This window comes from Bradyrhizobium algeriense, assembly GCF_036924595.1.
In the GTDB taxonomy this organism is placed as follows: domain Bacteria; phylum Pseudomonadota; class Alphaproteobacteria; order Rhizobiales; family Xanthobacteraceae; genus Bradyrhizobium; species Bradyrhizobium algeriense.
On sequence record NZ_JAZHRV010000001.1, the window covers coordinates 5,026,806 to 5,048,476 of the forward strand.

Here is a 21,671-nt window from a genome sequence, read left to right on the forward strand (position 1 = left end):
GCTCGGGGGCCTGACGGCAGCCAGAATTGCGTGTCGCGCTACTTGATGTAGCCGGCGCGCTTCATTTCGCGTTCGGTGGCTGTTTGCGCGGCTGCGAGCGCAGCGTCCACTGTCGATGACCCGGCCAACGCCGCCGAGAATTGCTGGCCGACGCTAGTTCCGATGCCCTGGAATTCCGGAATGGCCGCGTACTGCACGCCGACGTAAGGCACCGACTGCACGGTCGGCTTATTCGGATCGGCGGCATCGATCGATGCCAGCGTCAGCCCGGCAAACGGCGCAACCTTCAGATATTCCGGATTCTGATAGAGCGAGGTGCGGGTGCCGGGCGGGACATTGGCCCATCCTTCCTTCGAGGCGACGAGCCTGGTGTAGTCCTTGCTGGTCGCCCAGGCGATGAACTTCTCGGCGGCTGCGGTCTTCTTCGAGCCCGCAGGGATGGCGAGATTCCACGCCCACAGCCAGTTGGCGTTCTTGCCGAGCCCCGCATTCGGCGCAAGCGCGAAGCCGACCTTGTCGGCAACCTTGGAATCCTTCGGGTTGGTGACAAAGGACGCAGCCACCGTGGCATCGATCCACATCCCGCATTTGCCGGAGTTGAACAGCGCGAGGTTTTCATTGAAGCCGTTCGAGCTGGCACCGGGAGGGCCCGCGGCCTTCATCAGATCGACATAGGTCGAAAGTGTCTTCTTCCATTCCGGCTTGTCGAATTGCGGCTGCCATTTCTCATCAAACCAGCGCGCGCCGAACGAGTTGGACATCGCGGTCAGGAACGCCATGTTCTCGCCCCAGCCCGCCTTGCCCCTCAGGCAGATGCCGAAGACGCCGCCGGATTTGTCGGTGAGCTTTTTCGCCGCATCGATCACGAAATCCCAGGTCGGCTTTTCCGGCATGGTCAGGCCGGCCTTCTGGAACAGGTCGGTGCGATACATCACCATCGAACTCTCGCCATAGAACGGCGCGGCGTACAGCTGGCCCGAAACCGACACGGCATCCCGGATCTTCGGAAGCAGGTCCGCGGCGTCGTAGTCGGGTCCGAGATTGTCAAGCGGAATGAGCCAGTTCTTCTTGGCCCAGATCGGAACCTCATAGGTGCCGATGGTCAGCACGTCGAACTGTCCTCCCTTGGTCGCGATGTCGGTGGTGACGCGCTGGCGCAGGACGTTCTCTTCGAGTGTCACCCATTTGACGGTGATGTCAGGATTTTTAGCGGTGAATTCGTTGGTCAGCGCCTGCATCCGAATCATGTCGCCGTTGTTCACGGTGGCGATGGTCAGGGATGTCTGTGCGACGGAAGGAGCTGCGCCCAACAAGGTAGCCGCGCCCAGCAGGGCGCTGAGGACGTGTTTCACGATAACCTCCCTTACGGCGTTGAGCATATGCCCACGCCTTGCATTTATGTTCACACCGGGCCGAAGCGTTGTCAAGGATCGGATCGCGCTTCCGCACTGGACTCGCTGGGCGGGAGGACATGGTTTAATGGGATCGCATGCCAGGATCGGCTGGCGGGAAACCCGCGCACGCCGAGGCCGAAGACCGGCCAGTTCGCTACGGCTTGAGGATTGCGCCTGCCGTCGCCTCGTCGGTGATCAACCCGTTGAGAAGCCGCCCCTTCAGCGCCGCCCTGATGGCCGGAACCTTGGCACGACCGACCGCCGCTCCGATGGTCAGGGTCTCGGCAGGTACCCGCGGCGGAATGCTGGTGAGACGAAGGTTTGTCCCGCCTTTGATGAGGTGCCCCTCCTCGTTGAACGCCCAGCCGGTCAGTTCGCCAACGGCGCCCAGCCGCATCATCTCGAGCAGTTCTTCGCGCGAGACGAAACCGTCAACGTGAACTTGCGCCTGCCGATCCATCTGCCCGACCCCGACAAGCCGCAGGTCGGCCTTGGCGGCGACCGCTCTCACCCTGGCGATCGGATCTATTTTCAGCATCTGGTCGCGCTCGCGCTCGGACGACATCAGAAACGGCAGCGGCATCGGATAGTGGCGCGCCTTGGTCCGGTCGGCGAGACGGCCGACAGTGTCGAAGAAGCTGGCCGAGCCGTCGGCCGAAATGTTTCCGACCAGCGACACGATCTGGTGGTTCGGACAGTCGATCGGCGACACGCGCTCGACGGCAGCCCGCACCGCTCTGCCGGTGCCAAGCGCGACGATGGTCGGCTTCTCGGTCCGCAACGTCGATTCAAGGATGTTGGCGGCGCGCTCGGCGATTCCAGCGGCCGACAGCGGCGCGGCGGGATCGGTCGGCACGACTTCGCAATAGGCGAGATGGAACAAATCCTTCAACCGCGCTGCTAATTCCATGCATGCAGCGATCGGATGCTCCAGGCGGAAAGTGATCAAGCGCTCGGCGAGGCACAGCGAGACGAGGCGCTGTGCCGACGCGCGCGAAACCTGCAGCATCTTGGCGATTTCGTCCTGGGTGTGACCGGCAATGAAATAGAGCCAACCGGCCCGCGCGGCTTCGTCCAGACGCGACCTCTCGTTATCGGATGCTGCCATCAGGTTCCTTGCCGATCCACTCGCCAGAAATCCGCCATCCGTGCGAATACGCGATCGGCTCCCGCTTCGCGGAGAATGGCCTTCCCGTCACGCGATTGATAGTGGCTGCCTCCGACAAAGCCCCAAACGGTCATGCCGGCGGCCTTGCCCGCCTTGACGCCGCTGACACTATCCTCGATCACGAGGGTGCGACGCGGATCTACCCGCATCTTTTCGGCCGCGTAGAGAAAGAGGTCGGGCGCCGGCTTGCCGCGCTCCACCATCTGGGAGGTATAGAGACGCGTGCCGAAATGCGGCGCGAGACCGGTCAGAGAAAGGGAGAAGGACACCCTATCGACATCGCTGGACGAGGCGACGCAACGGGGGATTTGCAAGTCCTCCAGTACCGAGTTCACCCCTTCGATTGGGCAAAGTGACGAGAGAAACGCCGCTCGAACCCCTGCCCTCAGCTCGGCCGAAAATTTCTCGGGGTTCAAGCGTCCCAACGCTTCATAATGCTGGAAGACCGCCGTCACGCTTCGCCCAAGGAACAGATCAAGTGCCTGATCGACGTCAAGGCTGATGCCGTATCCCGCCAACGTGTCAGAGAGGCAGCGACAGCTCAGCACCTCGCTGTCGACCAATACGCCGTCGCAGTCGAAAATGATGAGATCGGGCCGGATCATCGTAAATTTCTCATGCCCAATATGAGCATAAACTCATAAAATGGGCAATAACCCGCCTCCGCGAATGGGCACCCCGCCTGGCGGATTCCCGTGCACTACCCAGAGCACGGGCTCAGTCCGCCAGTCGGGATCACGGTCGACGAGCGATCATGCGTCAGAAGCCTGTTGTGTGTACCGAAAACCTAAGCACAGGCGTAGTGGTGGTGAAGTCCACCAGGGATGGCGCGTGAACGAATGATGCCGGTGCGCTGTACCGAGCGAGAGACTGGTGCATCCTTGTTCAAAGACCAATGCGTTCTGACGCCGTTGCACCTCACAAATTGTTCTGCAAATATTCGAACACGTAGTCGACGTCGTTGCTCGAATTGAAATTGACCTCGTAGTCGATCGTGCCATCCTTGAGCACAACCGTGCGCTGCGGTCCAAAACTACAAGTCAGGCTTTTGATCTTCTGTTTGACGGCTTCCTTGCCGGCCTCGGAGCCACAGACGCGCCACATGGCTTCGAGAGCTACCTTGCAGTAACCGTAGGCGCTGTAGGTCTTCCGATCCTCCGGCGTCGGCGGCTTCAACCAGTTAAACTTCGCGGTGAGACTGTTGCCGCACCGCTCGTTGGTGGAGGTGACCTCTGCCGCGAGATACTTTTCCTGCTCCGCGAAATACTCCTTGTCCTTCAGCGATTGCGCAAGCGCGACCGAGGAGAAGATAGAGAGCGCGACGACGGCGACACCGGCACGGATAATCATAGCGGACAACTCCAATTTAGATGTTCATGCGCGCATCCCGTGTGGGCACGGCGTCCGGCCACTGCGGCGGACTTGGGGATAGACGGACAGCGGCGGTGATTTTCCCGCGTCATCGCAGCACCGTGTCATCGCAGCACCTGGAGCGGTGCATCTTGATTGAAACATTTTGAATCATGAATGCACCGCGTTCAACGTAGGTATCGGCCGCAAAAACTCCGTATTTGTTTCTCATCTCTCGCTGCGCTCATCAGCGGTACCGCACCCCGCGGATTGTCGTGATGCTGTGAGGTCTGCCATGTCCGGACGTTTCCGAGCGGCCGTCGTCGGCGCCGCCCTCGCCTTGATCGCCGGCCATGGCGCCCTCGCCGCGGAGAGGGGCCCGCGGCTTCGCATCGGGCATTACAGCACCGGCAGCGGATTGATCGGCTTTGTGATCGACCGCATGGGAACGCCGATCAAGCTGCGCTTCGACGGCTCCGCCGAAATCCTGGCCTTGACTGTCGAGCCGGCTCCTTACGATTCGATGACACTCAAGCGCGACGACGGCGTCTCGGTTCTTCGGATCTACGAAACGGGCCGCGTCCTTGTATTCAGCGACAAATTGTCGGGCGGTTCGGCTGACGCGTATCACGACCAGGAAGCCGAGCCACTCGTCGTCAAGAACGCAACGAAAGAGCAGGCCGAGACCGAGGCCGAGTCGCTCGGGCGCAGGCTTGGGCGCGCGGGCGCCCCGGCGCTCAAAATCTCGCTCGACGCACCGCGCCTTTCCGCTGACTCCGCCGCGTGGTCCGCGATGGCAGATGCCATCGCCGTCACAGGAACAGCCCTGGCCGAGATGCTCACCTCACCGATCGCACGCGAGATCATCGCTGCGAAACTGCAGCGCGTCGTCATCCGCGACGCCGACCGGGTCGACGTCAGACTGGCGGGCGACACCCTGATCGTGGAGGTCGAAGCCAAGGAGGCGATCACAGGCCGGCCGTCCTCGGCGCGCCTCAAGTCTGCGATCGGTGATCTCCTGTAGCTGGATCTTTATCCGGGCACGAATTTACAGCAGCCGGCGCGGAGAAAAATGTTCGCTGGTCCGTCTCTCTATCTTGATGTGGTGGCGACGGCCGCGGGCCGTCTCGAAATGTCACCGCAATATGGTGCATTGTTGTCAAGAAAGAGAGGAATCCAATGTCGGGTCTTATAACTGGGCTGGTTTTGCTCGCGCTCGGCGCCCTGGCGGCCGCTTCGAGCATCGTTGCGAGGCGTCCGGACGCGAAGGCGTATATCGAACTGATGGTACCTTACCAGGGATGGTTCGGATTCATAACCTGCCTGTGGGGCGCCTGGACCATCATCAATGCGATCATCAACCTGAACTGGTTCGGCTACGTGCCGGTCTGGTGGCTGACCTACCTCGCGACCGGCGTGCTAATTGCATCGCTCGGCCTGCTGCTCGGCTATGCGTTGCTGACGAAGTTCATTTTCAGCCACAACGCTCAAGCGGCTCAACGTGGCGAGCAGATTCGCGCTGCCATTGTCCCCTATCAGACCGTGCTCGGTTATGCCGCGATCGTCCTCGGCCTATGGACGATCGTCGCTACGTTTCTCTATCGTATCTAGGGCATGGTCCGGAAAATCACGCCCATCGGGCCACGACCCGATGGGAGCACCGATTTTCCCGAAAAGTTCATACTCAACAAAAAGCTAAAGCGCGATGACGCTTCATCTTGAACGCATCGCGCCCCCCAGCAGGTTGCTGAAAAGTCAACTTGGGCGTGACGAAATCCCGTGGCGAACGGACCGGAATATGCTCCAGGGATTGTCTTGCCTGCCGAGGGCGCGTCTCGATCGTCATCAGCAATCTGGACTAGTTTTATTACTTGCTGGCCCGCTCATCGTCGGCTACCCGCCCATGATGAAGTTCGCAGCCAACCTGCCGACCCGCAGCATGCACATCATCCGGCCACAGAGCTGACAAACAATGAGTTGACGGATAATGGCGCTCACCCGCCGAACAGTTTGGCCAACCGGGTGAGACAGCCGCTCCATGAGCCCGCTAGAGCATCGACGAGAGCATCCATGTTGAAAACAAACTCGTGCCTGGCGATCCTCGCGCTGAGCGTCGCGATAGGCTTCGCCACGACCGCACGCGCGGAGAAGCGCGTCGCCCTGCTGGTCGGCAATAACGCCTATGAGAACATTCCACGGCTGCAGACCGCCGTCAACGACGCGCGGGCGGTCGGCACCGCCCTGCGCCGGCTCGGCTTCTCGGTGATGGTCGTCGAGAACCAGCCGCGCCGTGCCATGAGCGAGGCCATGCTCGCTTTCGACAAGATGATCGAGCCGGGCGACATCGCGCTGTTCTTCTTCGCTGGGCACGGCTTCGAGATCCGCGGCCAGAACTACCTGTTGCCGACAGACATCCCGGAGGTCCGCGAAGGACAGGAAGAGCTGATCCGCGATTCCGCGTTTCCAGCCGACCGGATCATCGACCGGCTGCAGGCGCGCGGCGCCCGCACGGCGGTGCTCATGCTCGACGCCTGCCGTAACAATCCGTTCGAACGGCCGGGCGGGCGCGGGCTCAGGGGCAGCGGCGGGCTCGCCGCGATGACGCCTGCCGAGGGCGTATTTATCATGTTCTCCGCCGGCGCCAAGCAGACCGCGCTCGACCGGCTGTCCAGCACCGAGCGCGCCTCGAACTCCGTGTTCACGCGAAATCTCGTCCGCCGGCTGGCGGAGCCTGACCTGACGCTGGTGCAAATTGCCAAGCGCTTGCAAATCGAGGTTCGGCAGTTGGCAGCGAGCGTCGGCCTCGAGCAAACGCCGGCCTACTACGACCAGGTCGTCGGCGAGATCGTACTCAACTCAAGCGGACGCACCACGCCCGCCGACCCGCCGCCACCACAAACCGCGGCCCTGCTATCCGACGTCGACAAGCGCGCCGCCGAGGCCGTGCCGGCTCCTTCGGCCGATCCTGTGATCGCCGAGCTCGACGCGCTGGCGGCCGCGAAGAGCTGGAGCGAGCTCCGCGGCCACCTGACAACGGTGAGGCCGACGGCGCGCGACGCACACTGGGCTACGTTGGCCGAACAAGCCGCAATCGGCGAATTAACTCCACTTGCAACGTCGCCGCATCCGTTTGGCGATCGGCTTGCGGCGCTCGAGCGCTATGCCACGACCTTTCCGATCCTGAACGACAACCCGAAATTCCTGGCTCTGCGCGCGTCGATCGGCCTGTCCGCGTTCGGCGACTGCCTTGAGCAGGCTTACGGGGCAGCCGATTGCCGCCGGGGGCTGGAGAACTTCGTGCGCACAACGCCCAAGAGCGCCGGTACGGCGCGCGCCGACCTCGCGCGTGACGCCGCCCGTCTCGTCGGACGCAAGCTCAACCGCTCGGCCGCCGCGCCGTTTTTCGCCATCGCGATCGAGGCGCCGGCCGAAACGAATGTGGTAGTCTGTACGGATCCAGATCTCACCAACGCTGTCATTGCCGCGCTCAGCCGGCCTCCCGACTGGGATGAAGCCAAGGCGTCGAAGGCGCTCACGGAAGCCTGCTGGAGCACACTCGGCCCTGCGGTCGTGGCGCAGGTCGCCCGCGAGACTGGCGACAGCTACTACCTTGGCAATGCCTGCCCGACACTGCTGCAGCGCGACGCTCTAACGGGACTGCGCGCGGCCCGCTGCCGGGAGATCAAATCGCGATAGGTGAGGTAATCACATCGCTTTCGAGACCCCCACGACAAGCAGCGGTCTCATCTTGAACCTGGAGCGCGACGAGTTCAGGAAACATCGCCATCGGCGCTTGTTTTGAGCATGGTCTTTTCGGAAAGCCAGATCATGCTCTGGCTCTTTGCTTGAGCATCATCTCCGCGCAAACGCGTCGCCTTTGTTAGGCTCAAGGGAAAACCGCTGTCCCACCATCGGCCTGAGGGCATGTTTCTCCGGATCACGCTCTGGCAGGGTGAACTCCGGGTTCTTCGCCTGGACGCGCCGTACTCAGAAGGCTGGGGCGATCAGATGAGCACCCCAGCCTTCCTGCCCGCGCGGCTACATCAGAACGAGCAGCCGAAGCTTTGCAGCGAGGTCTTGATCGCGTCCATCGTCTGCTTACACGTCCCTTCCATGGTTGACTTCGCTGATGGATTCTTGGCCATATCAACCCACATCTTTCGCGTCTGGTCGAGCTGTGCCTTGTAGGTCGCACGTTGCGCCTCCGGAAGCTTCGACGTAACGCAACTATCATATTTTTGCAGAAAGTCGTCGCAAGCGGCGATGCCGGTGCTCTGCGCACGTGCGGGCCCGGCGCCGGCAATCGCGAACAAAGCGGCACCCGCCAAATGCAGGAGAAGCAACGCTCTGCGCGTGCTCAAGCGTGATCCGATCGCAGCCTTCGTCGTTGTATAACGCATTATCTCTTGCTCCTTTGTTGGATGGCAACATTGGAGCAGACGGACAGGCTCTCATTTTTTGTCTGTCGCCGGCCATCGCGATGTCTCGTTAGACCCATCCTCGTGATGGAGCACAACGCACCTCCCGCAACCGAGATGTGGCCCGGACGACTTAAGCGTCGAGTTTAGGTCAGTTCGGTCCTGCGGAAGCGGGGCGCTCATGCCTACGGCCCCCTGCCGGCCTTGGCCCGCATGGATCGTTATCATCGGTGGGCGCTGCCTTGCCTGGATGTTCGGCCCCCTCCGCGGTCGCCCCCGGTCCAGTACCGCGATCGCTTCCCATGCTGCCGGGTGTCGATTTCCTGGCTTGTTCGTTCGCGTCACTGCACGAGTGAGCATCTTTCTTCTTCGTTGGACCGGACGGGGTCGCCACGATTCCGCGGCCGATCGCATCACCTGCGTCGTCCTGCTTGACCGCGATGGCTGCACCGTCCCCAACCATCTTCACAGCGGTCGGGATCGCGATCACGGCCAGGGCGGCGAGAGCGAAGCCGGACCACGCAATCGAGCGCCGGTACCGAGCAACTGGACTGACCGCCATTGCCGAAACCTGCGTTCGGCTCTGTTCCGACGCAGCAAGAACGCCAGCCGCCCGCACCACCAGGCCCGCTGGAGCTGTCGCAGGCCGCGCTTGGATTTCGTCCAGCAATGCCGCCGCGGAAGTTAACTCCGCGCGGGCCACCGGGTCGTTCGCAAGTCTCGCGGCGACAGCATCCCACTCTGCTCGCGGCAGGGAACAGTCGAGAAACGCAGCGATCTGAGCGTTGTCGATCTCGTCCCATTGACCTGCAGCAAGGGAACCCTGCTCCAAACCCTCTGAAATGGTCCGCGACAGTTGCGCGCGAAGCAGCTCATAGGTTTGCAGCCGGTCGGAGCGGTCATCGTCCTCGGCGGGCACAGACGCCGGTTCCTGACTAGGGCGTTCGATCATCGGGCAGAATTCCAATACCCATGTTCAGACGGACATATCGGAATTCTTTTCCAATTGCACCGCAATTTCTTTCAACCATTTCTGGGTTCGCTGCTTGAAGCGATAGACGTCCTCGACCGGGCAACCCATCAGCCTAGCGATGTCACGTGCTGGCAACGGCTCATTGGCCGAAAATACAATCTGAAGGTACAACCGTTCATCGGCGGGAAGCTTCTCCGCAGCCGCATTGACGGCAGCGACGAGAGTAGCGCGGCGCTCTTCCTCCTCAAAGAGCAGCAAACGGTCCTCTGGCGTCGGCGACGAATCCGCGATCGAAATACCTCCACCTTCGCCAAGCAGCGCGTCGAGCGAGATGGCCTCGGTCGCAGGCGGCGTGCGTTCCAGCTTCGCCATGCCGGCAACGCGCGCGACCGACTCGGCGACATCAGCGGCTGTCGGATCTTGCGCCAGCCTGCCGCGCAGTGCAGCAGCGAGGCGATCGGTGTCCAGCGGACAACCCTCCCACACCACGGCTGCATAAATCGCCTGGTCAAGCGGCGTCGAACGAGAAATCGCCACCGGCAAACGCCGTCGGGGCGCCTCACGCCGCACGAGATCGATCAAGACGCGATCGACCACGGTCAGAATATAGCCCGTGAAGCTGCCGCGGCCTCCGTATAAGCGGATACGACGGAAATCATTCTCGATCAGCTTGAGGCATACTTCTTGATATGTATCCTCGCGTCCGGCTCTACCAAGGTTACGCGGCAATTGTCTGGCGATCCGGCTGCGAATGTCGGTCTCGAAGTAACGCGAGAATCTCTCCCACGCTTCGTGCGGCGTTTTACTGAATTGTCCCGCCAGTTCGTCGGCGAGAACATCACGGGCGACCAGCGACAAATACGTCGTAAGCCGCGAGCGCCCGTCGAACCTCCGCAGCCGCGCATAATCGTCAGCCTTCAGTGATGCGACGATGTGAAGGAACGCAGCCTCCGCGTCCGCTCCTTCGCCTACCAGCTTCACGACGATCGACCATAATGTCGTCGAGACGTGTTCGAGAAATCTGCTCGCTGCCCCAGCGTCACCGGAGAGGGCACCATTGACGAGCGCGTGCTCAAAGTTACCGCTCAGCGCCGGCACACTCTGCATCTCAGAGGAGACCGGTCGTTCGGCGACCGCATTGGCACTGTCGGCATCGTTGTCTTGCGGCTTGGCCTTTTTCAGGACCAACAGATTCTGGACCAACAGGCTGCGCGACCACATGGCTTCTCCCCTGACAAACAGCCGACCCACCGCATGACAGTTGAACAGCCAGAGACTACGGCCATCGCAAGTTGGCCTCTTTCGTCGCCGAATAACTGGTTCTTGTCGATAAACAACTGGTATCCCAATCTGGCGAGATTATGAATTGCAACAATGCTAACGCAAAAATTGTAAGATGAATGCAGTGCTCCATCCTGAGCGCACTCGACTTTGCTGAGTCTGTTCGTCGTGCCTGCCCCGACATGACACTTAATTGTCACAACTACGCCAAGCTTGGCGCTCGCAAATACCACAAGCCACATTGCGTCGATCGAGATACGGGATGCGCATCTATCGCGACCTGCGTGATCTTTCTGGTAAACAGGTCCGAAGCCGCGAAGCGCGGTGGAAGCATTTGTCATTCCGCTCCCGCCACTGGATTTGGCAACCCGATAGTCGCGATAACGCTCCAGACGTACCCGTAGCACCGAGCAGCTCGGCCAGGGTTTCTCGAGAAAGGCCTTGCGTTCTTCCCGCCAGAACGCGTCCGACAACATGCGCGGCCTGAGCGCGTCGAAAACTGCCTCGGCCTCTTCCCGCAGCATGCGCCAAAGGTTTGTGCCCGACAACATATGCAGCGATTACATGTCCACGGTCATCGACAGCAGATACGTGCGCGGTGCTCCCAGGAAGAACGTTCCGAATGAGGCCACGCTCGACCAGTAATTCTCACCGGTCACATTCTGAACGTTGGCGCGGAAAATCGTCTTCCTGCCGTTGATCGCCGTCGTGTAGCGGGCGCCGAGATCGAGTCGCGTCCATTCCGGGATCGGCTGCTTGTTTGCGGCATCGACGAACTGCCGGCCCGTGTAGATGACCGCCCCATTCAAGGTGAGCCCTCTCACCCACGGCAGATCCCACTCGGCGCCGATATTGGCCTGTACGTTCGGAACGCCGATCGGCGTATTGCCCAAGTTTGCCGCGATGGCGGTCTTGGTCAGGGTGCCATCCAGCAGCGAAACGCCTCCGAGAACCCGAACATCGGGCCTGAGCTCGCCGAAGACGTTGAACTCGAGTCCACGCACCTGCGTTTCGGCGGTCGCCTCGAAGCGGTTGGCTGCGGACCGCTCGCCGCTCGCCTTCGATATCTCGAAGGCGCTGAAGGTGGTTGCGATCCGGCCGAAGTCCACCTTGATGCCGGCCTCGTACTGCTTGGCGATGTAGGGCGCGAGCACTTCGCCGAAATTGGAAGTGCCCTGCGGCGCGACGTCGCCCCGGCTCAGACCTTCGATGTAGTTCGCGTACAGCGAGACGTTGTCCCAAGGCCGGACGACGAGGCCGACCACGGGAGTGGTCGCGGTCTTGTCGTAGGAGTTCGAAAACGTTCCGAGATTGGGGGCATAGTTGGTCGCCTCGACGCCCTGGCGCCGGACACCCAACGTCAGCAGGACCCGCTCATCGAGCACGGACAAAGTGTCGGCAATCGACAGCCCCGTGAGCTGGCTGTCCGAGAACCGGGGGCGATCGCTGATCTCGTTCGCAAACTGGGTTGGCGCCACGGTCGGACTGTAGATGTTCGAGGAGACCGGACTGCCATTGGTCGTCCGCCGGTGCAGCACGTCGTGATAGACCGAGGCCTGGAAGGTGACGGCATGTCGGACGAAGCCGGTGTCGAAACGGGCGCGGACGCCGCCATCATAGGTCTGCCGATCGATGCTGAGCCCGAAGAATTGCGGCGTCGAGGTGGTGTTGCCGCTCGCACTGGTGATCGTCGGAAGGCCGAAGAACCGCTCGACATTGGTGTGCGATCCGCCGACATCGGCGAACAGCGTCACCTGATCGGTTACATCATATTCGTTGCGCCACAGGGCGGATTGATCGTTGATGCGCGACCATTCCCAGGGCTGCATCACGTTCAGCCGGCCGTCCGGCGCCTTTGGCACCGGCAGGCCCGCAGTCATGAGGAACGGGCGTGACGGCGCGGTGAACCGATCGGTCTGCGCGAGGAAATAGAGCCAGGACCTGTACCGTTCGCCCTGATAGTCGAGGGCCAGCGCTCCGACGCCCGTCGTTTCAGACTGGCGGTCGATGGGCGTGTCGCCGCCGCGCAGGCTGCCGCTGGCGCGCACGCCCCATTCCTTGCTGTCGCCGTAGCGCCTCGCGACGTCCCAGTGACCGCCGAACCGTGCGGCCGAACCGTAACTCGCGGTGAGGCGGGTCAAATCCTCTCCCGCACGCTTGGGCACGACATTGATGACGCCGCCGACGCCGCCATTGGGTGCGATGCCCGAGAGCGCGGCTGAGGGACCCTTGAGCACCTCGATGCGCTCGACGTAATCCGTGAAGATGCGGTAGCTCGGCGCGATCCCGTAGAGGCCCTCAAAGGCAAACTCACCATTGTTGCCTTCGTTGATTGGGAAGCCGCGAATGTTGAAGGAATCGACCACGCCGCCCGTTGGGTGGGAACTGCGCACGGAAGGATCCAGGATCAAGGCATCCGCACCGGTTGCCGCCTGCTGATCCCGGATGAACTTGTCCGTGTAGCTCGTCACGTTGAACGGTGACTTCATTGTGTTGGTGTTGCCGAGCATTCCCAGCCGCGCGCCTTGAGCGACTTGGCCGCCGGCAAAGGCGGGCACGACACCCGGCTGCGACGGCTGCGATTGCACCGCGACGGTTTCCGCTTGCGGGGCGGCAGGCACCGTGGTGCGCCGTGAAGTCGATCGGACCCGGGCGTCACTTCGTTTGGTTGGCGCGCGGCGGACCGACTGTTGCGACGGAGCATCGACAGTAACGGGTGGAAGGGAGTTGCCGCCTTGCGATGTTTGGGATCGAGCGGGCGATTCGAACCACGCCAACAACGCCACTCCACCCAGCAGTGTCGCACCAAAGCGAGCTGTCGTTCCAACCCCACCTGCACGTCGCATTTCCAGAAAGTTCCCCTCAATAGCACGCCACACAACGTGAAATGGTTCTACGCTCGACCTGCAACGACCATAGATCGAAGATCCGCTCTCCGCGTCCGAACTCGGCCCGACACTTATGGCTCTGTGAATCAGATGCCCCGCAGACTCGCACTTCGGGTTGGTTGCCTGTGCCTTATCGGCAAAGTCCGATCGCGAGCGAGCTGCACCGCGTCTTTAGAGAGGCGCTATGGTGACCACAACGCAAATGCGTGCGCTGCGACTTAGAATGTCTCGATCATCGACGACTCGAGTCAGCTGACACCGTGTTTGGAAAATTTCCAAACGCTCGCTTTGGAAGATTCCAAAATCAGTGCTGTTGAAATTTGGAGCTAACAAAGATCTGTCTGAAGAGCTTTTCAAGCTGTACGTAGAACTGGCGGGCGCAAGACGCAGCGGCTGTATGAACAGGGCCTGGCACTGTTTGCGAGCCACGAACTGAAGGATGGTACGCGCGCCGGCTCAAAGCAGATTTCTCAGTTTGCCAAAGCTGGAAATTCGTAACGAGCTTTCGTTCACCTCATTCCATCACGGCGGGTTTACGAAGGCGCCGACAGCGATCTCGCAGATGCGGAGTTGCGCGCCGCAGACCGGCATAGCGAAGCGAGGAGCGACTAAAAAACAGCCGGCTTGTCGGAATAGCCGCTGACCGCTTGTCGGAATGCTTCTCACGAGAGGTCCCAAGCCCCTTGAAAGGCTTGGTGGGCGCACCAGGGCTCGAACCTGGGACCCGCTGATTAAGAGTTCAAAACCAGCGCTTCGCTGCGATTTCTAAATCTGCTCTGCACTACGACGAACCTTCAGAAGTCCTTTGTTTTACAGGGTTTTGTCGCATAGTTTCGCAGTACGTCGAACCCAAACAACCAAACACCCCGGTTCGCCAACACCGTTTGAAAACCGTTTTACTCGACTGGCTCCCACAATGAACGACATTCGCATGCCCCTGAGCGATAAGAGCATCGCTCAGTTACCCACCCCGAAGGACGGCTGGTATCTAGCCCGCGACACCGAGTTGAAGGGGTTCTTCGTCGTCGTTGGAAAGAGGAAAAGAACCTTCACCGTCCAGGGCGATCTCCGGCAGGGAGGAAAGCGGGCGTCTTCGATCAGAGTATCTATCGGCGACACGCGCGAGTTGACGACCCGAGCAGCGCGCGCGATCGCGAAGGAATATCTGGCCCAGATCAGCAGAGGACAGCACCCGAAGACGGCAAAGCAAGACGGAGACACTAACTTCGGCCTAGTCGGGAACGAGGCGAAAACCGACGTTTCGACTGTCACCCTTAGGCAAGCATGGCAGCGATATCGGGAAGCCCACTTGATCCGAAAGGGTCGCAGTGAAAAGACCATAAGTGGTTATCGCGATCACGTGGAACGCCTTTTTGTGGAATGGCTTGATACTTCACTAGGCGAACTCGCGATGGATCCCGCTCGCGTTGCCAAGAAGCACGACGAGATTACGAAAGAGAACGGTCCCTATATCGCGAATGGCTGTATGCGAACGCTGCGCGCAATTTACAATCATGCTCGCAAGACCAATAGATTGCTGCCACGCGACAACCCTGCAGACGCCGTCGACTGGAATGAGGAGAAGCGCCGAGATACCGGCATGGGCGCGAACGACTTGACCGAATGGTTCCGGGAGTTGGCTGCCCTCGAAAATCCGGTCCGCCGCGAATTTCATCTGCTCACGCTGCTCTGTGGTTCTCGGACTACCGCATTACAGCAAGTAAAGCCAAGTCACGTCGACTTTCGCCGCCGAACTCTGCACATCGAAAAGCCAAAGGGTGGCAGGAAGCGAGCTTTCGACATCCCGCTCTCCCGAGAAATGATACTGTGTCTCATTCGGGCAATACGCTTCGGTAGGCAGATGTATCCGTTGCAGTCGCGGAAATGGATCTTTCCCGGCGACAGTGAGTCAGGCCACCTTGCTGAAACAAAAGAGGATCGCGATACCCTTTCAAAGTGGGGTAACGATCTTCGTCAAACGTTCCGCACCATTGCAACAGCCGCCGGGGTCTCGGAATTCGACGCAAAGCTGCTGATGAACCATTCAATCCCAGGTGTGAATGCCGGCTACGTTACCCGCCATAAACTGCTTGAGGACCACCTGCGCAGCCAGCAACAAGCGATCAGCACCGCTGTGTTCTCCGCTATCGGTAAAACGCTCACGAAAGACGCCGCTTTGCGAGATTGGCTCGGACGGGGCGCAAGCCGATGTGTAACCGGCGGGCTTCAGATGAAGCCAGGCGATCTGGGTGAGGATCAAGACAAAATTCGGCATGCAGCGTGAATGCACGCATAGGCCGGATAGCCTTGGTGCTCGGCGCCGCGGTCGGTGCAGCGCCCCTCGGACTCTGAAAGGCTGTAGCGCAACGGCCTATTCCGACATTCGATTAGGGGCGATTTGATCCCTGCGTCCCGAACGCAGTGCACATCTTTTAAGTTGTTGATTTTTCTTGCGGTGGCGGGCACCTCTGTCCCGTTTTGTTCACGGTCGTTTCACCCAATTCGTTGCGATTTCGTTGCGGCGTTCTCAGGGAGAACGGCGCTCGCTGCGACCTTGGTTTGCCACGCATCTTTGTACACACGGTGTGTTGCCGGGCTCAGATCTTAACCCTGGCCCGCGACGGTCACAGGTCCTTTTCGGCAAGCTCGCGAAATTCGTCGGGAACGGAACGAGAGATGCCCAGCACCACCGAGCCGTACCCAATGGCATCCCATCCGAAGCGATCGCGGATCTTATCGACAGCACGGTCGGCCGCCCACCGTGCCATGCCTGTTTTGGTGCCGGGGCGACGAGGTTCATCTTGAAGTCCAAGCGGAAGTTCCAGCTCGAGATCCCAGTGCTCCTCAAGATGCGACACAGAGATCGCCAGGAGCGAGATGGTCTTCTCGTCAGGGTGTTCCGCGATGACCGCGCGCACTAGCTCCTCGGCGAGCTCGGCGAGGATCACGGTCGCGGAGATTGGTGCATCGAGTGTTAGCGAGCGAGTAACTGAGTTCAGGTCGGCGAAGCGAACGCGGACCGTCACGGTTCGGCCCGGCCTGGATTTGGCCCGGAGCCGGGTGCCGATTCGGTCTGCAAGGTGAAACAGGGTAGGTCGAAAAACTCGCTCTTCGGCACACTTCACGCCGATCGCCGACTGCGCTCCCGCAGATCCAGCCCGTCGGTGGGTCTTGATTTCGCGTGGATCGCGATTCCATGCCAGCGCTGAGAGTTTCTCTCCTGCCGCGGGACCGAGCAGCCGTTCAAGCGACCATCTTGGTGTCTTTGCCAGCTGCCCGATCGTCAGCACGTCGATCTCGGCCAGCCGTGCCTTTGTAACCGGACCCACTCCCCACATCAGCTCGACTGGCACTTGGTGAAGGAATTGCAACTCGGTGTCGGGATCGACAACCACCAATCCGTCGGGCTTGGCCAACTGCGACGCGATTTTTGCCAGATGCTTGGTGCGCGCGACACCGACCGAGATCGGAAGGCCATACTCCACCCGCACCCGTTGGCGGATTGCCGTTGCAATTTCAGCAGGCGAACCGAAGAGATGAGTGCAGCCCGCAACGTCGGCAAAGGCCTCGTCGATGGAAATCCGCTCGACGAGGGGCGTGAAATCGCCGATCACCTTGATGGCGGCATCGCCCAGCCGTTGGTATTCCTTGAAATGCCCGCTGACAAAAGTTAGTTGCGGACAGAGTCCGCGCGCTTGTCGTCCCGGCATCCCGCCACGGACCCCGAAGGCCTTAGCCTCGTAAGAAGCGGCGAGCACGACTCCGCCGCCGACGGCGATCGGTTTGCCGCGTAACGACGGGTCGAGCAGCTGCTCTACCGAGGCATAGAAAGCATCCAGGTCCGCATGGAGGATGGTGGCTGTCGTTGCCATCCCGATCGTTGGCCCGTGACGTTTCGAGGAAGTTTCACGCGGAGAACATAATGAGAACACACATGGATGAAGTCAAGCCGATCCTGCGCCCCGTGACCAGTTCCAACATAAGGCCGTGGCTCTACGTTTCCTTCAGTACCTGACGCCGCCGCTACCGAGCGCGCCGACGACGCCGGCAATGATTGCGTTGCGAACGTTGCGCATCAAATGGTCGTTTCGGATCTTCCGGGTTGTCCTCATAGTCTAAGCGGGTTTCCATCCGACCCATGCCGCAAACAACCATGTCGTGGAAGGCGTCGCCTTCCTCATCTCCCGCGTCGCATTGCTGGTGAAACCACTTCGCCGCCGACGTCAGAAGCTCGTTTTTCTTCACAACGCCGGGCGTTCGCGGCAAGAACTGCACTTCCTGCCGATTGCTAGGATTCGACTCAATCGGCCAGAAGGGGGGAGAGGGAGTGCAGTTCTGTCGCTACAGCTGCGTCAGCAGTTCGTCGATCCGGATTGGGAAGCGGCGGAGCCGCACGCCGGTCGCGTGCCAGATTGCATTCGCCACCGCGCCGGCGCTGCCCGTGATGCCGATCTCGCCGACGCCCTTGATGCCCAGCGCGTTGACGTGCGGATCGTGCTCCTCGACGGTTAGCACGTCGAGACTGGGCACGTCAGCATTCACGGGGATGTGGTACTCGGCGAGGTTGGCGTTCATGATCCGGCCGCTGCGGCGATCGATGATGGCCTCCTCATGCAACGCAAAGGACAGGCCCCAGATCATGCCGCCGAACAGCTGGCTCCGCACTAGATGCGGATTGATGATGCGCCCCGCGGCGAACGCGCCGACCATGCGGGTGGCGCGGATCTGGCCGAGCTCGGGATCGACTTTGACCTCGGCAAACACGGCGCCATGGGCATGCATCGCATACTCTGCCTGCGCCGCCGTATCAGCGCCGCCCATGCCGCGCGCCTCAATCTCGGCAAGGCCGGCGCGAGCGAGGATGTCCGGATAGGCCTCGCTACGACTCTCATCGTCGCGGCGGAACAGTTGCCCGTCGCGCGCGATCACGCCGGCATTGCCGGCGCCGAACAGCGCTGAGCGCTCGTCATTGGTTGCGAGATCGGCGAGCCTGGCGATCAAGGCCGCTCCGGCGTTGTGGATCGCATTTCCCGCGGTCGCGGTGTGCGCCGACCCGCCGGCGATGCCGCCGTCCGGCAGATCCGACGTGCCGGACCTGAATTCGACTCGGTCAACATCAAGGCCGAGGCCGTCGGCCGCGATCTGGGCCAACGCCGTCCAGGCGCCCTGCCCCATGTCATGCGCGCCGATCTCCATCACGCCTGTGCCGTCGCGGCGGATCACAGCGCGGGCTTCAGCCTGGAACATCATCGCTGGGAACGTTGCCGTGCCGAGACCCCAGCCGACCAGAAGGCCGTCACCATCGCGCATCTGCCGCGGCGAGAGCGGACGTTTCGCCCAGCCGAAGCGCGCGGCGCCCTGCTCATAACAGGCCCGCAGTGCCTTCGAGGAGAACGGCTTGCCGGTGATCGGCTCGACCTCGGCATAGTTCTTCAGGCGGAACGCGAGCGGATCCATGCCGCAGGCCAAGGCCATCTCGTCGATCGTGCTCTCCAACGCAATCGATCCGGTCGCCTCGCCAGGCGCACGCATGAATAGGGGCGTGCCGGTATCGACGCGCACCGCCTCATGCGAGGTGCGGATCGCGGGACTGGCATAGAGCGTGTGGGACGCGCCCGCCGCCGGCTCGTAGAAATCATCATAGCTGCTCGACACCGTCCTAGCGTGGTGGTCGATCGCGGTAAGACGCCCTTCGCCGTCGACACCTATCCGCAGGCGCTGCCGCGTCGGCGCGCGATGGCCGACAGGGCCGTACATCTGCTCGCGGCGGAGCACGAGCTTGACCGGCCTGCCGACCAGCTTCGCCGCCATGACGCCAAGGATCTGAGGGCCGGTCAAAAATCCCTTCGAGCCGAAGCCGCCACCGAGGAACGGGCTGCGGATCAGGATATTCTCTGGCGCGATGCCGAACAGCTCGGCGACCCGCGCGCGCGCCATCACCATCGCCTGGCTTGGCGTATCGATCGACAGCGTGTCGCCATCCCAGGCCACGACGATCGCGTGTGGCTCCATCGCGTTGTGATATTGCGGCGGCGTCTCATAGGTCGCTTCGACCGTCTTCGATGCCGCGGCAAGGCCTGCCTCGATATCGCCGTGCACATTCTCGGTCGGATTGCCGACGCCGACGACGGGCGGCACGAATGTCTCGCCGGCATCGAGGCCGACGCGCGCCGGCAACGCCTCGTAGCGCGGCACCAGCAGGGCTGCGCCTTCGGTAGCGGCTTCCAGCGTCTCGGCGATCACGACCGCTATGGACTGGTTGGCATAGCGCACCTCGTCGCTCTGCAGCACCTCCATCCGAAACACGAACGGATTGGTCTTGATATCAGGGTCGATCGCAAGCGGCGGCTTGTGCGTCGAGGTCATGACGTCGACCACGCCGGGATGGGCTTTCGCCGCCGCGACATCGAGCGATGTCACGCGGCCGCGCGCGATGCTGGCAACGGCAATCACCGCGAACAGCATGCCCGGTGGATGATGATCGGCGGCGTAAGCAGCCTGTCCCTTGACCTTCAGGATGCCGTCGCGGCGGGTCAGCGGCTGGCCGATGCTCGAACCATGCCGTATGTGGGCAGGCGTCTGGGTTGGATTGATCTCAAGCATGCAATGCTCCCGAATTCGATGCGAAGGGAGACGCCGGCAACGCGGGCATGCGCGCGGGCGTCCCGTTTGCGGCAAGGCTCAGTGCGCGCACGATCACGCGGCGCGCCAGCTCGATCTTGAAGGCGTTGTCGCCCGACGGCTTTGCGTCGGCGAGAGCAGCTTGCGCGGCCTCGCGAAAATTCGCCGCCTCGGACGCGGTACCCTTCAGCACCTGCTCCGCCGCCCGGGCACGCCACGGCTTTGCCGCGACCCCGCCGAGCGCCAACCGTGCCTCCGAGATCTTGCCGTTCTCGACGTGGAGCGTCGCGGCCGCCGACACAACGGCGAAAGCATAGGAGGTGCGCTCCCGCACCTTGAGATAGCGCGCATGCGCAGCAAAGCTGCGCGCCGCCGGCGGCAGCCGCACCGCGACGATGAGGTCGCCAGGCTCGAGTACGGTGTCACGCTCCGGCGCATCGCCGGGCAAGCGGTGCAGTTCCTCAAGCGGCAGCTCGCGCCGGCCACTGTTGCCTTCGATCTCGACCACAGCATCGAGCGCGACCAACGGCACGCAGAAATCGGACGGGTGGGTCGCGATGCAGCTCTCGCTCCAGCCGAGCACCGCGTGCAGCCTGTTCTCGCCATCACGCGCATCGCAGCTGCTTCCCGCCTCGCGTTTGTTGCAGCGGCTGGCTTTGTCGTAGAAATAGGCGCAACGGGTCCGCTGCAGCAAGTTACCGCCGACGGTCGCGACGTTGCGCAGCTGTGCGGATGCACCCGACAGCAAAGCTTCCGCCACCGCTGGATAGACCTTTGCGAAATCCGTGTCGTGCGCCAGGCCGGCATTGCTGACGAGCGTGCCGATGCGGACGCTGCCATCAGCGAGATGCTCGACGCGGTCAAGCCCCGGAAGATGGGTGATGTCGATCAGGCGATCCGGCCGGCTGACGCCGTCCTTCATCAGGTCGAGCAGATTGGTGCCGGCGGCAAGATAGGCCGCACCCGGCTGGGCCGCGGCTGCAACAGCCTCAGCAAGCGTCGCGGGCTTCACATAATCGAACATCTTCATGCGGAACGCCTCTGTTTGTCTTCGGTCTGGCTGGCCTGCGCCTCAAGTACAGCGTCGACGATGCCGGCATAGGCACCGCAGCGGCAGAGATTGCCGCTCATTCCCTCGCGGATCCGCTCGGGATCGTCGCCGGCTTGGTCTTCGCACATCAGGCCGATCGCGCTCATGATCTGGCCCGGCGTGCAGAACCCGCACTGGAAGCCATCACAGGCGATAAAGGCGGCCTGCACCGGATGCAGCTGGTCGCCCCGCGCGATGCCTTCGATGGTTACGATCTCGGCGCCGTCATGGCTGATGGCGAGCGCGAGGCAGGAGTTGATACGCTTGCCGTCGACGAGGATGGTGCAGGCGCCGCATTGGCCGCGGTCGCATCCCTTCTTGGTTCCGGTGAGTTGCAGGCGCTCACGCAGTAGATCGAGCAGCGTGACGCGCGGATCGTTCAATTCGATCTCGCGCCGCGCACCGTTCACGGTGAGGCTGATGGAGTGGATCATGCAGGGCTCCGATCAGATATGGTCATGGGTGGCCGCAGCGTGCCGCCGCCGCGG

General features: G+C 61.8%; 17 protein-coding genes. 4 read left to right on the forward strand and 13 right to left on the reverse strand.

The features are described 5' to 3' along the window. Positions 1–38: 38 nt before the first annotated feature. The 4 genes from V1286_RS24335 to V1286_RS24350 form a co-directional block, all read right to left on the reverse strand. Positions 39–1,352, reverse strand: coding sequence for a sugar ABC transporter substrate-binding protein (locus tag V1286_RS24335; RefSeq protein ID WP_334483624.1), 1,314 nt, complete (start codon positions 1,350–1,352; stop codon positions 39–41). Positions 1,353–1,548: 196 nt separating this feature from the next. Continuing rightward, positions 1,549–2,502 carry a sugar-binding transcriptional regulator gene (locus tag V1286_RS24340; protein ID WP_334483627.1) on the reverse strand — a complete coding sequence of 318 codons (954 nt, stop codon included), beginning with the start codon at positions 2,500–2,502 and terminating at the stop codon, positions 1,549–1,551. After that, entirely contained in the window at positions 2,502–3,167 is a 666-nt protein-coding gene (locus V1286_RS24345) for an HAD family hydrolase (RefSeq protein ID WP_334483630.1), read from the reverse strand. The genes V1286_RS24340 and V1286_RS24345 overlap by 1 nt, the downstream gene beginning before the upstream one ends. A 313-nt stretch (positions 3,168–3,480) precedes the next feature. Next, positions 3,481–3,912: a hypothetical protein gene (locus tag V1286_RS24350; protein WP_334483633.1), complete on the reverse strand. Its 432-nt coding sequence runs from the start codon at positions 3,910–3,912 to the stop codon at positions 3,481–3,483. 295 nt (positions 3,913–4,207) lie between these two features. Here V1286_RS24350 and V1286_RS24355 point away from each other — a divergent pair, with 295 nt between their 5' ends. The 3 genes from V1286_RS24355 (at position 4,208) to V1286_RS24365 (ending at position 7,608) form a co-directional block, all read left to right on the forward strand. Further along, positions 4,208–4,936, forward strand: a complete 729-nt coding sequence (locus tag V1286_RS24355) for a DUF4908 domain-containing protein (RefSeq protein WP_334483635.1) — start codon at positions 4,208–4,210, stop codon at positions 4,934–4,936. 155 nt (positions 4,937–5,091) lie between these two features. Beyond that, complete coding sequence (locus V1286_RS24360; protein WP_145963620.1) at positions 5,092–5,523, forward strand: hypothetical protein; 432 nt, start codon at positions 5,092–5,094, stop codon at positions 5,521–5,523. A 168-nt stretch (positions 5,524–5,691) separates the two neighbouring features. Continuing rightward, positions 5,692–7,608 (forward strand): caspase family protein, encoded by a 1,917-nt coding sequence (locus V1286_RS24365; protein WP_334483639.1) that lies wholly within the window; start codon positions 5,692–5,694, stop codon positions 7,606–7,608. A 347-nt stretch (positions 7,609–7,955) separates the two neighbouring features. On the opposite strand, the gene V1286_RS24370 is transcribed toward V1286_RS24365, so the two are convergent. From V1286_RS24370 to V1286_RS24390, 4 genes are all read right to left on the reverse strand, one after another. Further along, positions 7,956–8,225, reverse strand: coding sequence for a hypothetical protein (locus V1286_RS24370; protein WP_334483642.1), 270 nt, complete (start codon positions 8,223–8,225; stop codon positions 7,956–7,958). Positions 8,226–8,481: 256 nt separating this feature from the next. Then, the gene (locus tag V1286_RS24375; RefSeq protein ID WP_334483644.1) at positions 8,482–9,282 is read right to left on the reverse strand and encodes an anti-sigma factor; all 801 of its coding nucleotides are present in this window, start codon (positions 9,280–9,282) and stop codon (positions 8,482–8,484) included. A gap of 24 nt (positions 9,283–9,306) precedes the next feature. Next, complete coding sequence (locus V1286_RS24380; RefSeq protein WP_334483647.1) at positions 9,307–10,524, reverse strand: sigma-70 family RNA polymerase sigma factor; 1,218 nt, start codon at positions 10,522–10,524, stop codon at positions 9,307–9,309. Between the two features lie 620 nt (positions 10,525–11,144). Next, positions 11,145–13,172 carry a TonB-dependent receptor gene (locus V1286_RS24390; protein WP_334483650.1) on the reverse strand — a complete coding sequence of 676 codons (2,028 nt, stop codon included), beginning with the start codon at positions 13,170–13,172 and terminating at the stop codon, positions 11,145–11,147. 1,216 nt (positions 13,173–14,388) lie between these two features. Here V1286_RS24390 and V1286_RS24395 point away from each other — a divergent pair. After that, complete coding sequence (locus V1286_RS24395) at positions 14,389–15,756, forward strand: tyrosine-type recombinase/integrase (protein ID WP_334483653.1); 1,368 nt, start codon at positions 14,389–14,391, stop codon at positions 15,754–15,756. A 340-nt stretch (positions 15,757–16,096) separates the two neighbouring features. Here V1286_RS24395 and dinB read toward each other — a convergent pair whose 3' ends face one another. The 5 genes from dinB to V1286_RS24420 form a co-directional block, all read right to left on the reverse strand. Next, on the reverse strand, positions 16,097–17,344 hold the full coding sequence (gene dinB, locus V1286_RS24400; protein ID WP_334483656.1) for a DNA polymerase IV: 1,248 nt from the start codon (positions 17,342–17,344) through the stop codon (positions 16,097–16,099). A gap of 151 nt (positions 17,345–17,495) precedes the next feature. Next, positions 17,496–17,777 carry a portal protein gene (locus tag V1286_RS24405; protein WP_465249083.1) on the reverse strand — a complete coding sequence of 94 codons (282 nt, stop codon included), beginning with the start codon at positions 17,775–17,777 and terminating at the stop codon, positions 17,496–17,498. Between the two features lie 36 nt (positions 17,778–17,813). Further along, the gene (locus V1286_RS24410) at positions 17,814–20,075 is read right to left on the reverse strand and encodes a xanthine dehydrogenase family protein molybdopterin-binding subunit (protein ID WP_334483662.1); all 2,262 of its coding nucleotides are present in this window, start codon (positions 20,073–20,075) and stop codon (positions 17,814–17,816) included. Next, positions 20,068–21,123, reverse strand: coding sequence for an FAD binding domain-containing protein (locus V1286_RS24415; RefSeq protein ID WP_334483665.1), 1,056 nt, complete (start codon positions 21,121–21,123; stop codon positions 20,068–20,070). Before V1286_RS24415 ends, V1286_RS24410 begins: the two co-directional genes overlap by 8 nt. Continuing rightward, on the reverse strand, positions 21,120–21,617 hold the full coding sequence (locus V1286_RS24420; protein ID WP_334483667.1) for a (2Fe-2S)-binding protein: 498 nt from the start codon (positions 21,615–21,617) through the stop codon (positions 21,120–21,122). Before V1286_RS24420 ends, V1286_RS24415 begins: the two co-directional genes overlap by 4 nt. Positions 21,618–21,671 lie beyond the last annotated feature (54 nt).

What these genes read in the sequence shown, in the direction of transcription:
- V1286_RS24350 (WP_334483633.1), bottom strand. Translation starts at nt 3,912, where the DNA reads ATGATTATCCGTGCCGGTGTCGCCGTCGTCGCGCTCTCTATCTTCTCC.
- V1286_RS24380 (WP_334483647.1), bottom strand. Translation starts at nt 10,524, where the DNA reads ATGTGGTCGCGCAGCCTGTTGGTCCAGAATCTGTTGGTCCTGAAAAAG.
- V1286_RS24375 (WP_334483644.1), bottom strand. Translation starts at nt 9,282, where the DNA reads ATGATCGAACGCCCTAGTCAGGAACCGGCGTCTGTGCCCGCCGAGGAC.
- V1286_RS24340 (WP_334483627.1), bottom strand. Translation starts at nt 2,502, where the DNA reads ATGGCAGCATCCGATAACGAGAGGTCGCGTCTGGACGAAGCCGCGCGG.
- V1286_RS24395 (WP_334483653.1), top strand. Translation starts at nt 14,389, where the DNA reads ATGAACGACATTCGCATGCCCCTGAGCGATAAGAGCATCGCTCAGTTA.
- V1286_RS24355 (WP_334483635.1), top strand. Translation starts at nt 4,208, where the DNA reads ATGTCCGGACGTTTCCGAGCGGCCGTCGTCGGCGCCGCCCTCGCCTTG.
- V1286_RS24420 (WP_334483667.1), bottom strand. Translation starts at nt 21,617, where the DNA reads ATGATCCACTCCATCAGCCTCACCGTGAACGGTGCGCGGCGCGAGATC.
- V1286_RS24415 (WP_334483665.1), bottom strand. Translation starts at nt 21,123, where the DNA reads ATGAAGATGTTCGATTATGTGAAGCCCGCGACGCTTGCTGAGGCTGTT.
- V1286_RS24410 (WP_334483662.1), bottom strand. Translation starts at nt 20,075, where the DNA reads ATGCTTGAGATCAATCCAACCCAGACGCCTGCCCACATACGGCATGGT.
- dinB (WP_334483656.1), bottom strand. Translation starts at nt 17,344, where the DNA reads ATGGCAACGACAGCCACCATCCTCCATGCGGACCTGGATGCTTTCTAT.
- V1286_RS24345 (WP_334483630.1), bottom strand. Translation starts at nt 3,167, where the DNA reads ATGATCCGGCCCGATCTCATCATTTTCGACTGCGACGGCGTATTGGTC.
- V1286_RS24360 (WP_145963620.1), top strand. Translation starts at nt 5,092, where the DNA reads ATGTCGGGTCTTATAACTGGGCTGGTTTTGCTCGCGCTCGGCGCCCTG.